The sequence below is a fragment of the Lysinibacillus sp. TE18511 genome (genome assembly GCF_054062295.1).
This window is the reverse complement of sequence record NZ_JBSSFD010000021.1, coordinates 34,326-48,205: the sequence shown is the minus strand read 5'-3', so window position 1 is coordinate 48,205 and position 13,880 is coordinate 34,326. Positions and strand designations below refer to the sequence as shown.

General features: G+C 36.4%; 12 protein-coding genes. 5 read left to right on the top strand and 7 right to left on the bottom strand.

The features are described 5' to 3' along the window. The first annotated feature begins 53 nt into the window (after positions 1–53). The 3 genes from rbsK to ACVWXS_RS15555 all read left to right on the top strand — a co-directional run bounded on the left by rbsK (position 54) and on the right by ACVWXS_RS15555 (position 4,419). Positions 54–932 (top strand): ribokinase, encoded by an 879-nt coding sequence (rbsK, locus tag ACVWXS_RS15565; RefSeq protein WP_456958928.1) that lies wholly within the window; start codon positions 54–56, stop codon positions 930–932. A 304-nt stretch (positions 933–1,236) separates the two neighbouring features. Then, a complete protein-coding gene (locus ACVWXS_RS15560) occupies positions 1,237–3,087 on the top strand; it encodes a dynamin family protein (protein WP_456958927.1) in 1,851 nt (616 codons plus the stop codon). Between the two features lie 111 nt (positions 3,088–3,198). Further along, on the top strand, positions 3,199–4,419 hold the full coding sequence (locus tag ACVWXS_RS15555; protein WP_456958926.1) for an RtcB family protein: 1,221 nt from the start codon (positions 3,199–3,201) through the stop codon (positions 4,417–4,419). Between the two features lie 278 nt (positions 4,420–4,697). On the opposite strand, the gene ACVWXS_RS15550 is transcribed toward ACVWXS_RS15555, so the two are convergent. The 3 genes from ACVWXS_RS15550 to ACVWXS_RS15540 form a co-directional block, all read right to left on the bottom strand. Then, positions 4,698–5,207, bottom strand: coding sequence for a ferritin (locus tag ACVWXS_RS15550; RefSeq protein ID WP_374966305.1), 510 nt, complete (start codon positions 5,205–5,207; stop codon positions 4,698–4,700). Between the two features lie 293 nt (positions 5,208–5,500). Further along, positions 5,501–6,109 (bottom strand): Bax inhibitor-1/YccA family protein, encoded by a 609-nt coding sequence (locus ACVWXS_RS15545; RefSeq protein WP_456958924.1) that lies wholly within the window; start codon positions 6,107–6,109, stop codon positions 5,501–5,503. A gap of 315 nt (positions 6,110–6,424) precedes the next feature. After that, the gene (locus ACVWXS_RS15540; protein ID WP_427497210.1) at positions 6,425–7,186 is read right to left on the bottom strand and encodes a TerC family protein; all 762 of its coding nucleotides are present in this window, start codon (positions 7,184–7,186) and stop codon (positions 6,425–6,427) included. 422 nt (positions 7,187–7,608) lie between these two features. Here ACVWXS_RS15540 and ACVWXS_RS15535 point away from each other — a divergent pair, with 422 nt between their 5' ends. Together ACVWXS_RS15535 and ACVWXS_RS15530 are read left to right on the top strand one after the other, a co-directional pair. Continuing rightward, positions 7,609–9,366, top strand: a complete 1,758-nt coding sequence (locus tag ACVWXS_RS15535; protein WP_456958922.1) for an ABC transporter ATP-binding protein — start codon at positions 7,609–7,611, stop codon at positions 9,364–9,366. Positions 9,367–9,430: 64 nt separating this feature from the next. After that, positions 9,431–9,679 (top strand): hypothetical protein, encoded by a 249-nt coding sequence (locus ACVWXS_RS15530; RefSeq protein WP_456958921.1) that lies wholly within the window; start codon positions 9,431–9,433, stop codon positions 9,677–9,679. 28 nt (positions 9,680–9,707) lie between these two features. Here ACVWXS_RS15530 and ACVWXS_RS15525 read toward each other — a convergent pair whose 3' ends face one another. From ACVWXS_RS15525 to ACVWXS_RS15510, 4 genes are all read right to left on the bottom strand, one after another. Further along, entirely contained in the window at positions 9,708–11,168 is a 1,461-nt protein-coding gene (locus tag ACVWXS_RS15525) for a spore germination protein (protein WP_456958919.1), read from the bottom strand. Beyond that, the gene (locus ACVWXS_RS15520; protein ID WP_456958918.1) at positions 11,168–12,358 is read right to left on the bottom strand and encodes an endospore germination permease; all 1,191 of its coding nucleotides are present in this window, start codon (positions 12,356–12,358) and stop codon (positions 11,168–11,170) included. The genes ACVWXS_RS15525 and ACVWXS_RS15520 overlap by 1 nt, the downstream gene beginning before the upstream one ends. Before the next feature lie 104 nt (positions 12,359–12,462). After that, complete coding sequence (locus ACVWXS_RS15515) at positions 12,463–13,350, bottom strand: DUF3298 domain-containing protein (RefSeq protein ID WP_456958916.1); 888 nt, start codon at positions 13,348–13,350, stop codon at positions 12,463–12,465. Next, complete coding sequence (locus ACVWXS_RS15510) at positions 13,343–13,861, bottom strand: sigma-70 family RNA polymerase sigma factor (protein ID WP_068984625.1); 519 nt, start codon at positions 13,859–13,861, stop codon at positions 13,343–13,345. The genes ACVWXS_RS15515 and ACVWXS_RS15510 overlap by 8 nt, the downstream gene beginning before the upstream one ends. Positions 13,862–13,880: the final 19 nt, after the last annotated feature.

Here is a 13,880-nt window from a genome sequence, read left to right as displayed (position 1 = left end):
TTCTACTGTTTTCTCGGTTAGAATGGAAAAATAAAAAGAAAGTAGGTCAACAGATGATTACAGTTATAGGTAGCTTAAATATGGATTTAGTTGTACAAATGGAAGCTTTTCCAAAGCAGGGTGAAACAATCCTTGGTAAAGATTTCCAAACAATGCCAGGAGGAAAAGGGGCTAATCAGGCAGTTGCTGCTGCACGTCTAGGAAGTGAAATCGCAATGATAGGGTGTGTGGGCTCTGATAGTTTTGGTGAAACTTTGCGCACTGTTTTACAGCAAGAGCACATTGAAACAGAAGCGATTGCAAGCACGTCAGTACCTACTGGGATAGCTAATATTCTAATCTACAATAATGATAACCGCATCATTGTCGTACCTGGCGCTAATTATGAATTAAAGCCTGACCATATAGAGGCAGTGAAAGAAATCATTCAAAAAAGTCAGATGGTCATTATGCAGCTAGAAATCCCAATGGAAACGACGGCGTATGCAATAAAATTATGTAAAGAAGCGAATGTACCTGTTTTATTAAACCCAGCACCAGCGGCTAATTTTAATATGCAGTGGATGGAAGATATCACTTATATCACACCAAATGAAACAGAGTGTAAGCAATTGTTTGGCGATCATTTTGATCAACTATTGGAAAAATATCCTAATAAGATGATTATTACGTTAGGTAGTGATGGAGCACGCTATTTTGATGGCGAATATCCAATACATGTTCCAGGTTTTATGACAAATGCAGTAGATACGACTGGCGCAGGAGATACGTTTAACGGTGCACTCGCTTATGCATTAGTAGAAGGACAGTCTTTGGATCAGGCCGTGTACTTCGCAAATCTTGCTGCTTCTTTATCTGTAGAGAAATGTGGTGCCCAAAGCGGGATGCCAACACTTGAAGCCGTTTACGCACGTATGGCTGGAGAAGAATAAAGAACAATGACAGCGAATTAATAGTATAAAAGTCACTTTAATAAAACAGAACAGGAGAGTAGGTGCTGAAAGACTAACTCTCCTATTTAATTTATAATAGTTATATATATAATATTTCTTTTAGTCTTAGTGGGGATTAATATTTGAGATTATAGGTTTTATAATATAAGTATGAACTCCTATTTGTGACAACTGAAAGTAAGTAAATTATCCTTTTTTATTATTAATTCTAAGTACTATGTATTAGAGAAGGGATAGTTTCATTTATAATGAATATATATACATACGAAAAGAGGTTATGAGGATGACGAACATTGACAATGTGCCAATTGAAAATACAACCTCAGCGAATAATATTTTGCCACAGTTTGTGGATCATTTACGCCAATTACATGGCATTATTGTACAAAATACATATGTGAAAGATACAGCTAAACACTTAAATCGTATCATTCAAGATGCTAACAACGAAACGATGATTCTTATTGTTGGGAAAGAGCGTGTTGGAAAAACAACACTAGTGAATGGACTGCTAGGACGTCAAGTTTTGTCAGTTAATGATCAGCATTCTACAGGTGTAAATACATTCTTGCGTTACGGTGAAAATGAAGAAATAAAGGCGTATTTTTTAGATGGCGTTGTAGCCATATTCGATATGAGTAAGCTAGAATTATTGACTACTGGCGATACTTTTGCATCTGAAATACTACGCGAGCATTTAGATTACCTAGAAGTATATTTGAAAAATGATTTATTAAAATCAGTTACAATCATAGATTCTGTTTCATTGGAGGCAGGGGGAGGAGAAATGGCCTATTTCCCAGAAGCGTTGATGAACCGCGTTGACGAAATCTTTTGGGTATTACGCTCAGGTTCAATGGCTATTTATCCAGAAATATTATTGATGGAAACCTTAAAAAACAAAGGTGTTGAGCCTCTTTGTGTCATCAATGGTATTGATTCAAATGAAAATACGGAGATGTTTATCAATTCAGAGAGAGAACGATTTGGCCATTTAATAAGTAACTTTGTTGCTATCTCTGCAACAGAAGCACTTGAAGCTAAACAGACTAACAGTGATGAACTTTGGCAAAAAAGCCAGTACGAGCATTTAATTACAGAAATTCAACGAGTTGCAGAAAATAGTGATAAGAAAACGTATGCCATTATAATTCGCTTCTTACAATGGCTTGAACGATTCCGCTTCGAATTAACTGTTATTCCACAAAGAGATCCATTCCAATCTGCTGTTGAGAACATTGAAAAGTACGCAGGCGATACACAATATGAATTTTCACGCTATCAACGTGATTTAACGATTGTGACTGAATATGAGCAAGAATACGAACAGGTTGCCAATGTATTTAAAAATGTTCAAACATTATACCAGCTTTTACAAACCATTTCACAAAATGATTATTTACAAGATGAACTTGTGGAAAGCTTTACAGAAAAGGCTATTTATTATCAACTAAAGGTACGGGAATATCGCAATATGCAGAGCGAATATATGCGTGAATATGATCGATTGGACGCACAACATAAAAAAATTCATGGAAAAGGTCTGATCAAGGCTATTTTTGGTCAGCATACACAAAATGACTTTTTCAAGGAACGTGTCGACAAGTTAAATGAGCAGCAAGAACTATGTATTGCACATTTTGAAAAAGTGCACGAAACGGAGACATTGATTCTTCAGTCCATTCAATCCATACAAAGTCATCTAATGGATTTATCGGGAAAACGTTTGGCACGTATTGAGCAAAAAGTGCAAGAGCTTAACCAACAACGTTCAAGAGAAAAGCACCAATTACAATTATACGCGAACAAATTAAATGAATTTTCTTGTTTGATTGAGGCACAGGGCTATATGAAAGAAAAGATTCAACCATTTTTAATGGACGAGCAAATGCCTCTTAGAGCAAAGGATATTGAAATGCTAAAAGAAACAATAAACAGTATAGTGAGCATTGACTTAACAAATAGTGGTTTACTTGCACGTAGTCAAATGAACAAAAAAATGGAAAGTACTGCAATTCCTTTTGAAGCTCAGCAAAAATATCCGTTACATACGTTAGCTTTAGTAGAAGCAGATGTAAAATCGAACGATATACCAGAAATTCCGAAAAAATTAGATATTCAATATGAAGAATAGACTGTAAAAGAAAATGTCCTAAAAGTAATTTAAACTTTTAGGGCATTTTTTTATGATGAGGGATGAAACAAAATATGGTATTTTTTCGTATAAATAGAAGGAGGGATTAAAATGATTCAAATTAACGGACGTTTTACGGAAGTGAAAATTTATTCTAATACAGCATTACAATCGGCTATCGATCAAATTAAAGAATTGGCAAATCAAGCTTTTATGGAAGGAACAAAAGTACGGATTATGCCAGATTATCATGCAGGGAAGGGCTGTGTTATTGGCACAACGATTCAGCTTCAGAATCGTGTAGTGCCTAACCTTGTAGGCATTGATGTAGGTTGCGGTGTATTTGTAGCTGAGTTAAATGAGACGGGTATAGATTTTTCTAAACTTGATGCTACAATTCGAGCACATATACCAAGCGGACAGGATATCCATCAGGAAGTATCGCCTGCCCGCCATTTTGTAGAATTCGAAGGAAAACAGTTTGTGGCGAGTGGCTTAAAGGATGACTATACGAATTTATCACTAGGTACACTTGGGGGAGGCAATCATTTTATAGAGCTTGCAAAAGATGAAGCAGGCACACATTATTTACTTATCCATACTGGCTCGCGTTATGTCGGAGCTAAGGTAGCAAATTGGCATCAAAAAAGAGCCTGTGAAACATTGCAGCGAGAAGATTTAAAAGAAAAAATAGGCGAACTGAAAAATCAGGGGCGGGAAAAAGAAATTCAAGCGATGATTCAAGCTTATAAAGAGCAAAATCCTATTGTACCAAAAGATTTGGCCTATTTAGAGGGTGAGTATTTCGATGATTATATTCACGATATGAAAATAGCTCAGCAATATGCTCGGATGAATCGCTGGACAATTGCCGAAACAATCGCGCAGCATATGAACTGGCATTTTAACGAAACGTTTGATACGATCCATAACTATATTGATACGGAAACAATGACGTTAAGAAAAGGTGCCGTTCGAGCAAATAAAGGAGAGAAGCTTGTTATTCCTATGAATATGCGAGATGGCTCACTTATTTGTATAGGGAAAGGGAATGCAGAATGGAATTATTCGGCACCACATGGAGCGGGGCGTATGTATTCTCGACGTGCTGCAAAGGAAGCGCTAAACATGGAAGATTTTAAAGAAACGATGCGAGGTATCTGGACAACATCTGTAAACGAAGAAACGTTGGATGAAGCGCCAATGGCTTATAAGCCGATGTCAGAAATTACATCTGTTCTCGAGGAAACGGCTGATATATTAAAAGTGATTACACCCGTTTATAATTTTAAAGCTAGCGAAGCAGCTAAGCCATATGAGCGACGAAAGTAAACTGTGAATGAATAAAAAACTTGTTGATGAAGCATATCCATGTTTTTTGGGATATGTTTTCTTTTTGAGAAGAACATCGCATATTTAGTTGGACCATAGACCTGATGAATACGTAATCGAACAAACAGAAACAAATGACATAAAGGGAGTTGCCAATCCAGACTACATTTATTTCACACATTATGAAAATTTTTTACTCAAACGGTTGATATTCCATTGAAATAGTCAAAAAAAGAATCTGCTCATACGGCAGATTCTTTATTAATTAATTTTAAATTTTATGCTTCAGCATCAGGTGTAAATTTACGACTTGCTAATTCAGCATCAAGCATAAAGATTGCGTTGGAATCACTTTGAATGCGTTCAATTTTACGAATTAACGTATCGAATGTTGATTCTTCTTCTACTTGCTCGTCTATGAACCATTTTAAGAAAGCCATTGTCGCATGCTCACGTTCATCTAAAGCGATATCGGATAAATTGTAAATGCGGCGAGTCACTTCTTTTTCGTGTGAAAGAGCAGATTTAAAAGCATGTAGAATCGAATCAAAATTATTTTCAGGGCTATCATAGCCGTGGATTGTTGCGCGGTAGCCCATATCACTTAGAAAATTATAAAATTTCATAGCATGGAAGCGCTCTTCTTCGGCCTGTACTAAAAAGAAGTTGGCAAAGCCATCATAATCTTGATCTGTACAGTATGCCGCCATTGCCATATAGGCGTGCGCTGAGTAAAATTCAAAATTCATTTGTTCGTTTAGTGCTGTGTGTAGTTTTTCAGATAACATAAAAGTTTTCCTCCCTTAGTAGTAAATACCTGTTGATGTCTTATAGTATACAACGAAGGTAGGGTGTTATACAAATGATATTTATTCTCAATTAAAAAATCCCGCAGTAAGATTCCTACCTCAAAATTAAGGAGTATGATGGGAAGTTAACTGCCTGTAAAAGCCCGATTGGTGAGGGACAACAGGATGTTGGTCACACAAGCATTTTCATAGGAAATGAAGGTTTTAGCTTGTGTCCTTTTATCCAATGGGGGATGAAGCGAACCCCAACCCCACTGAAGAAAGCTTTAATTTTATTCAAATTCCTCTTTTAATCGCCAAATTACTTCTAATAGATTAGTAAATAAATTAATAAAATCTAAGTAAAGATTTAAGGCCATACCAACGACTTCATCATCTGAAACGTGATTATGTCGGATTCGGTTAAAGTCATAAACGGTATAGAGACTAAATAGTAGTACAGTTACTCCTGCTATAATCAGTCCAACCATATTGCTTACAGGGATAAACATGAAAACTAGAGAAAATACGAGTACGACGATTAATACGGTGAATAAATAGCTTCCCCAATTGGAAATGTCTTTATTCATCATCATACCAACAAGTGCTAGCACAATGAAGATGGCTACGGTCGCTACGAAAACAAGTAACACAAGCTGTTGTCCTAGCTCTGCAATGAAAAATTGTGTTGTCCAAAATAGTGTAATTCCCATTAAGAAGGGGATCGTATACATAATGGAATTAGCGAGTTTCAGACTTCGCACAAAGCAGGCAATGATAAGAAGCACAATTGTAATAATGGATATCGGCATGATAATAGCAGGGGGTAAAAATGTTGCGATGTACATACCGATTACTGTTAACACCCACATAAAGGCAAAGTGTTTCAAAATTTTGTTCAAGTTATGATTGCGGTTAGCATATGCCATGTTGAAAAATCCTTTCTTTTGTAAAATAATTTTCTATAATTATACGAAACAGTTTCTAAAAAGATTCAAATTTTTAAAAAAATGGTTCTAAATTAAATGAAGAGTGAAGCATCCACAAAATGCTCCTCCGTTCTGACAATTGATTGCCAAGCTTCTTCGGTTTGTGGGAACAATCATTGCGGATCTAGACTAGCCAGTTTTTTGGCAGAAGTAGATAGGTAATCCCTGAGATATTGTATAAAATCAAAAACTCGCCAAGATGGTATGTCTAGGCGAATTTTTGATTAATTATTTTGCATTTTTCTTTTGGTTTTTCACGCCAACTAAGTATCCACCAAGGGCAATACCAATTAATACAGTCCAGAAAATAAGCTTCCACGTTGTTGAGTGTGGAAAATCATGTGGAATGATAGCTAGTTTTTCGTGTGCTAATGCTAGAACAGCCAGCTTTACACCAACCCAGCCTACGATTAGGAAGGCAGCTGTTTCAAGTGATGGGAATTTATCAAGAACTTGCACGAACCAACGAGCCGCAAAACGCATCATGATAACACCGATAATACCACCTAAGAACATCACTGAGAATTGACCAACATTAATGCCGCCAATATCAAAATTTCCGACATGTGGTAGCGTTACTGCAATAGCGACCGCTGCTAAAATTGAATCTACCGCAAAGGCGATGTCGGCAAGCTCAACTTTCATCACAGTCATCCAGAAGCCAGATTGTTTTTTAGGCTCTTGAATCTCTTCGGGGTTTTGTGCAGCCTTCCGTGAATCATAAATATGCTTCCCAGACATGAATAATAAGTATGCAGCACCAAGAGCTTGAATTTGCCAGAAATTAACGAGCGTTGTAATAAGGAATAGTGCAGCAAAGCGGAAAATAAATGCGCCTATTAAACCATATAATAGTGCTTTTTGCTGTTGTTCCTTAGGTAAATGTTTTACCATAACGGCCATAACAACTGCATTATCAGCAGCTAATAAACCTTCTAGTACAATTAATACGATGAGTACCCATGCGTATTCTAATAAAATTGCCTCCAAATTTGTTTCCTCCTTTATACTTCGAACAGAAATGAATGTACTGCTTTTAACGTATTCTTTGCATTTTAGGCAAAAGAAAAAGACCTCTGCCTAAAAAATAGGCAAAGGTCTTGCTAAGCAATTAACTGTTAGTTGCACAGAAAAATATCTTGTACGACAAAAAAATGCCTTCACACCCGATGGCATATGACCATGTAATGACGAATGTGAAATCAGATGTTTCATTTACATCTGCTAGCTACTCCCCTTTGACATAATTGTCAAAAGCTATTCAATTCTTTATAAATGGATTATAACATGTTTCTAATCCATTGCAAATAAAAATATGAAGCTTTGGTGAAAAAATCCTTTACCGAACAGTTTAAACAAGTGGTACTATTGGAGAGATGCGAAAATTTTAGCAGCATAGAGAGGAGACATACATGTATAGAAAGTTTTTTTCATATTACAAACCACATAAACGATTATTTGTGATCGATTTTTCGAGTGCGATCATTGTAGCAATTTTAGAACTCGCATTTCCTCTAGCTGTTCAGTGGTTTATTGACGAGCTATTACCTACAGGTGACTGGGGCATGATTGTCAAAGTAAGTGTGTTATTATTACTTGTTTATGTAATTAGCACAGTCCTTAACTTTATTGTCAACTATTTAGGACATAAACTAGGTATTAACATCGAGACAGATATGCGACAAGAGTTATTTACACATGTTCAGCGTCAATCATTCCGTTTTTTTGATAATACGAAAACAGGCCATATTATGAGCCGTATTACAAATGATTTATTTGATATCGGCGAGTTTGCCCATCATGGACCGGAGGATTTATTTATTGCGATTATGACATTTGTCGGGGCCTTTGCTATTATGTTTAATGTTAATCCAACATTAGCGTTAATTGCCGCAATAATGGTGCCGTTTTTAACATGGCTTGTTACATTTAGCAATATTAAAATGAACAATGCATGGAAAACAATGTATGGGAAAATCGCTGATGTGAATGGTCGTGTAGAGGATAGTGTATCTGGCGTACGCGTCGTCAAATCCTTTACAAATGAAGCGTTTGAAATTGAACGCTTTAAGGAGCAAAACGGCTTTTTCCGCTCTGCCAAATTGTATGCTTATAAAATTATGGCAGGAACGCACTCCAGTATTTATATGATGACACGTTTGTTAACGTTAGTTGTGCTTGTTGTTGGGTCATGGCTAAGCTTTAGTGGCAAACTATCTTACGGTGAGCTAGTTAGCTTTGTTTTATATACAAATGTTCTAATTAAACCAATCGATAAAATTAGTGCATTGCTAGAGCTTTATCCAAAGGGGATGGCAGGCTTTAAACGCTTCCGTGAATTAATAGAACAGGAACCAGAAATCCAGGATCGTGAAGGTGCAAAGGCAGTTCAACATCTTTACGGAGATATTTCATTTAACAATGTTCATTTTAATTATGACACATCCAAAACGGTGTTAACGGATATTTCCTTTGACGTACTTGCTGGACAAACGATTGCATTTGTTGGTCCATCTGGAGCGGGTAAAACAACGATTTGTTCTTTAATTCCAAGGTTCTATGAAGTAAGTAGCGGTGCCATTACGATTGATGGGATTGATGTGCGAAATATGACACAGTCTTCATTACGTTCACAAATTGGTATCGTACAGCAAGATGTCTTTTTATTTACAGGTACTATTCGAGAAAATATTGCCTATGGAAAATTAGGTGCTAGTGAGGAAGAAATTCGTGAGGCGGCTAAAAAGGCACATTTAGCGGCATTTATCGCAGAGCTTCCAAATGGCTATGAGACTCAAATCGGAGAGCGTGGCTTAAAGCTTTCTGGTGGACAAAAGCAACGAATTGCCATTGCTCGAATGTTCCTAAAAAACCCACCGATTTTAATATTAGACGAAGCAACCTCTGCTTTGGATACAGAAACAGAGATGATTATCCAACAGTCATTAACAGAGCTTGCTGAAAATCGAACAACCCTAGTTATTGCCCATCGACTGGCAACCATCCGCAATGCTGATCGAGTCCTAGTAGTGACACCAAATGGAATTGAAGAAGATGGAACTTATGATGAGCTTGTTGCACAAAATGGCATATTCGCTAAGCTTCATCATATTCAGTTTCGTAAAGGACAAGGGGAGCCGTCCATGCAGGAGTATGTTGAATTAAATTAAAATGGCTCATCACCAAAAGTTGTGGATGACATTTGTTAAAACATATACTATGTAAATAAGTTGATTGGAGTGGAGGCTGGGTGACTCCTTGGGGATTAGTGATAGAGGAACGAAGGCTAAAACCATCACGTCCTGTGATAACGCCTTCGTGACCAACATCCTGTTGCCCCGAGACCCTGGAGCGAGCAACGCGAGTGAAGCGGCTCATCGGACGCCCAGTCGGAACGGAAATCAACCACACGTTTTGGTGAAGAACCCTAAAAATGGCATCATTCAAATTGAAATATCCTCTCAAATAGTTATGCTCATTTGAGGGGATATTTCTTATTGTCTTTTTTTCTTCATTGCTTCTTCTCGTTTTCAGCGGTACGGGTGTAATCCTGAGGTGCAAGTGCTTTATTACGCTCAGTATAACTTTTTGCGGATAAGCGGAAGATCGATTTTTTAATAGTTGACCAATTTAAATCTGTGGCAAGATTCATGTAAGAGTAACCATAGATTCGGATATTACATAAGTAAAGAAGTGTAAGGTAGAGGGATATAAAAAATCCAAATAAACCAAAAAATGCACTGGCAAGAATGAAAGCAATACGCAATATACTGATGGTTGTAACAAGAGATTGGTTAACAAGTGTAAATGATGCAATGGTAGAGATCGCAATAACTACAATCATTTCTGGACTTGTCACACCTGCGCGAATGGCTGCATCACCAATAATTAAACCGCCAACAACGCTTATCGTACCTCCAATAACAGAAGGCAGACGTAAGCCAGCTTCACGAAACAATTCAAACATTAATAGCATTAGTAACATTTCGAGGGAGGAGGGGAGCGGTAGCCCTGTTTTTGCTTGGACAACTGTTGCTAAGAGCTGAAATGGTAGTTGATTTTGGTGATAAGTCGTTAGTGAGAGCCAAAATGCGGGCAACAGTAAACCAATTAAAATCCCTAAAATCCTCAAAAGTCGTTCAATAGAACTGAAAATGACAGGATATTCATTATCCTCTGCAGATTTCAGCAATAAAAATAAATTTACGGGTGTGACGACGGCATATGCTACACCATCAACGAGAATGAGAAAGCGTCCTCTAATTAGAGACTGAATAGCATAATCGGGCCGTCCAGTATAATCAAATTTCGGGAAAAGCTTGGAGTTTTTGTTAATCCGCTCCATTAATATATCCCCGCTAAAGACAATATCTGTATCTACAGATGCCAGTTGTTTTTTTATTCCATGTAAAATATCCATATCGACAATATCATCGAAATAAAGAATAGCCACGGTTGTTTTTGAACGTTTACCTACTTCCATTTTTTCTACACAAAACGAATTCGTTGGTAAACGTTTGCGCAATAGTGCAATGTTGACGCGAATATCTTCAATAAAATTATCTCTAGGTCCCTTAACAAGAACTTCCATTCTCGTCTCTTCCGGATTTCGATTAGGCTTTTTAGCGATATTACTAGCATATAAAAGTTCTTCTTCCTCAAAATAAAGTAATAAGAAACCAGTATATACAAAGGTAATAGCTTCTTCTTTATCTTTGACTTTTTGAAGAGTCGGGATATGAAGTTGATTTGTAATATTTTCTTCAAAGGAAGTATCAGCTAAATGATCATAAAGAAATTGGATGCGCCTAATAATGACTTCATTGAGCAGGTGTTGGTCTATCATTGCATCACAAGTTATGAATTGAACCTTTTGTTGATTAAATGTATATTCCTGAAATTGAATATCTGCTGATTTTTGAAATAGTTTTTTTAAGGTGTTTAGGTCTATAGCCTTCTCCTGCTGAGGCATTATAACTCACCACTTTCCATTTCTTGTTTTTCAGGTTTCCCTTTTTTAGAAGATTTATTTGAAAAGAAAGCTACTAGTACGAAAAAAATGGATAAAAGAAAAAAGAAAATAAAAGTAGCTGTTAATATATAGTTCCCTTTCACTTTCAAAAATATGTTTTCATTTAAAATAATTAACGGCAAACAAAATAGAAAGAAGGGGGGAGCTAGCATTTTCCATATTCGTTTTGGATCCCCAGTCATTTTCAGTAAATCCGCTATTATATATAAAAAGAAGCCAACTCGTATAAATGTTCCAGTAAGCCATTGATAAATAGAGAAAAAGTCAAGATGCTCAATATAACGACCAATCGATACTAATCCCCATTCCTCGTAAGCAGGATATCTTTGCTTTGCCGCTTCAGTTGGACCAAATTCTGTAATTGCACCGATCAGCGGACCTAAAGTAAGCCCCATTAATATGAAAAGCATGATGCCAAAATGATACCAACGAATACGCTCTTTAAATTGATGTTGTAAAAATAAAAGCATTAATAGCTCAATAAATCCTGAAGCGGGATAAATCATCCCTTTCATAACAGGGGTGAATCCGTGCTCAAAAAATGGGCGTAATAAGTCGTATTCTTTTACCTGTAGATTTGTAAATGCGACAAAAAATCCAAAGACTACTACACCGAATAATACAAAGACATTTAAAATAGCAATGGTTTGTAAACTTGTTGTAACGAGTAAAATACAAAGAACTGTATATATGAGTAATAACATAATGACTGGAGTTTGAGGTAAAAACGTTGTGTTTACCCATTGCAGAGTTTCAACCATCGTAAAAGCACTGAGGATGAATAAAAATATAGCGATACTATAAATAATAATTGTTGAGCCTGTTTTTCCGATTTTTTCATCTAACCAGTCCCTAATTGGCTCCTGATTTGTCTTTTTTTGAATATAAACTAAAAGAAATAGCCAAAAGAATATAATAGCTGAGGACATTAGTACAGAGATCCATCCGTCCCTTCCTGCAACATCAAGTAGTGGGGGAATAATTGTCACGTGATTTTTTAAGCCAATGACAGTCATGGATAAAAAAACAACATGTAAAATACTAATTGATCCTACACCTTTCATATGAAAACCCTCTAACGTTAATTGATACACTTTAGCTTTGACAAAAAGTGAGAGGATTATAAGCATGGCAGGCTCCTCTTAAATGAGTGTTTGATACATAAAAAAGCGAGGTATTTGACAATTTATCGTCAAATACCTCGTGTTTTGGAACTATATTTATTTCAAAATGATTAATGAATATACTCAGAACTTACAAGATCCTTTTTCAGGACATCTGTTGGGATTTCAAATTCTACTATACCCATATAGCCAGGTGCTACTTCGTATTTATCGAAGGAGATAACAAGCTTTCCTTTATCAGAAATATAGAATTGTTGATCCGCTTTAATAGCTTTAAATTCGTCAAAAAGCTCTTCGTCAGGAATGCCTCCTCCTTTTACCCAGTACGTTTTATCTGAGTCGGATGCCGCTTGTCCACGCATTTGTTCAATAATGTTTTCACTGATCGTTTTAATATAATGATCATCTTTAAATAGCATCGGCAATGTAATTAATATTTCATTTTGTTTATCAATTGTATCGTACTGCATAACTGTAGAAGATGATCCAACGGTATTGACCGTATAACGACCAATCGATAAGATTTGCTCATTGTCTGTTTTAATTTCATAGCCGCTATCGATTCCTACGTGACCACCTCCCTGTCCTTTTACATAATCAACTTCAGAAACAAAGTCATCATAAAGAGCCTTACCTTCTGAACGGTATTTTTCATTTAAAGTATTGGCAAGATCTTTATTTTCTAAGTTTTCAATAGAAGGGACTTTAATGTCAGCATCAAATGTTTCTTCTTTTACCTCATATTCAGTCCATGTTAAAACTTTTACGATACTACCAACAACAGGAATTTCTGAAAGAGTTCGTGCCATTGCTGGACTAACATTTAAACTAGCTGTAAAAAGGACTGCAGCCGCTGCAGATCCAAGTAACCATTGTGGTGCTCGGTTTTTTCTCTTCTTTTTGCCATGCTTTAGTGCTTTCTCAACTACAAAATCAAGTTCCTTTGGAATAGGTATTTCATTATATTGTTTTTCTAATTGTTTTAATTTCTCATCCATGTGCTGTTTCTCCCTTCACATCTTGCATTTGGATTTTTAACAGTTTTAACGCTTTATAAAGGCGAGATTTAGCTGTGCTCAACTTAATGTTAAGGATATCTGCTACATCAGCGAGCTTTAAATCTTCAAAATAGTGTAAAATGACAACTTCACGATACATTTGAGGTAAATCCTCTAACGCATGCTCTAAGTCAACGTTTTCGTAGACATCCTCTTGTGCAGGTGTTAAATATTGCAATGTATCATCGTCTGTCACCTGTAAGCGTTTATGCTTACGTAAAAAATCAATAGCAGTACGTACGACGATTTTATAAAACCAGCTTTTCATATACTCGACATTTTCTAGTCGATCAAGTGAAAGCATTGCTTTTTGAATACTGTCTTGTACAACATCAAGTGCGTCCTGTTCATTTTTTGTATAGTTATACGCGAGCAAATAAAACCGTTCTTTCTGTTCACGAATAAGCTGGACAAATATTTCTTCATGTTGAAATGCATTTCTTGTTTTCATGTCCAAAGAAGCTCCTTTT

Bases quoted from the DNA above. Each gene is read 5' to 3' on its own strand.
- rbsK (WP_456958928.1), top strand. From the start codon at position 54: ATGATTACAGTTATAGGTAGCTTAAATATGGATTTAGTTGTACAAATG.
- ACVWXS_RS15520 (WP_456958918.1), bottom strand. From the start codon at position 12,358: ATGCTTATAATCCTCTCACTTTTTGTCAAAGCTAAAGTGTATCAATTA.
- ACVWXS_RS15550 (WP_374966305.1), bottom strand. From the start codon at position 5,207: ATGTTATCTGAAAAACTACACACAGCACTAAACGAACAAATGAATTTT.
- ACVWXS_RS15515 (WP_456958916.1), bottom strand. From the start codon at position 13,350: ATGGATGAGAAATTAAAACAATTAGAAAAACAATATAATGAAATACCT.
- ACVWXS_RS15535 (WP_456958922.1), top strand. From the start codon at position 7,609: ATGTATAGAAAGTTTTTTTCATATTACAAACCACATAAACGATTATTT.
- ACVWXS_RS15560 (WP_456958927.1), top strand. From the start codon at position 1,237: ATGACGAACATTGACAATGTGCCAATTGAAAATACAACCTCAGCGAAT.
- ACVWXS_RS15525 (WP_456958919.1), bottom strand. From the start codon at position 11,168: ATGCCTCAGCAGGAGAAGGCTATAGACCTAAACACCTTAAAAAAACTA.
- ACVWXS_RS15510 (WP_068984625.1), bottom strand. From the start codon at position 13,861: ATGAAAACAAGAAATGCATTTCAACATGAAGAAATATTTGTCCAGCTT.
- ACVWXS_RS15555 (WP_456958926.1), top strand. From the start codon at position 3,199: ATGATTCAAATTAACGGACGTTTTACGGAAGTGAAAATTTATTCTAAT.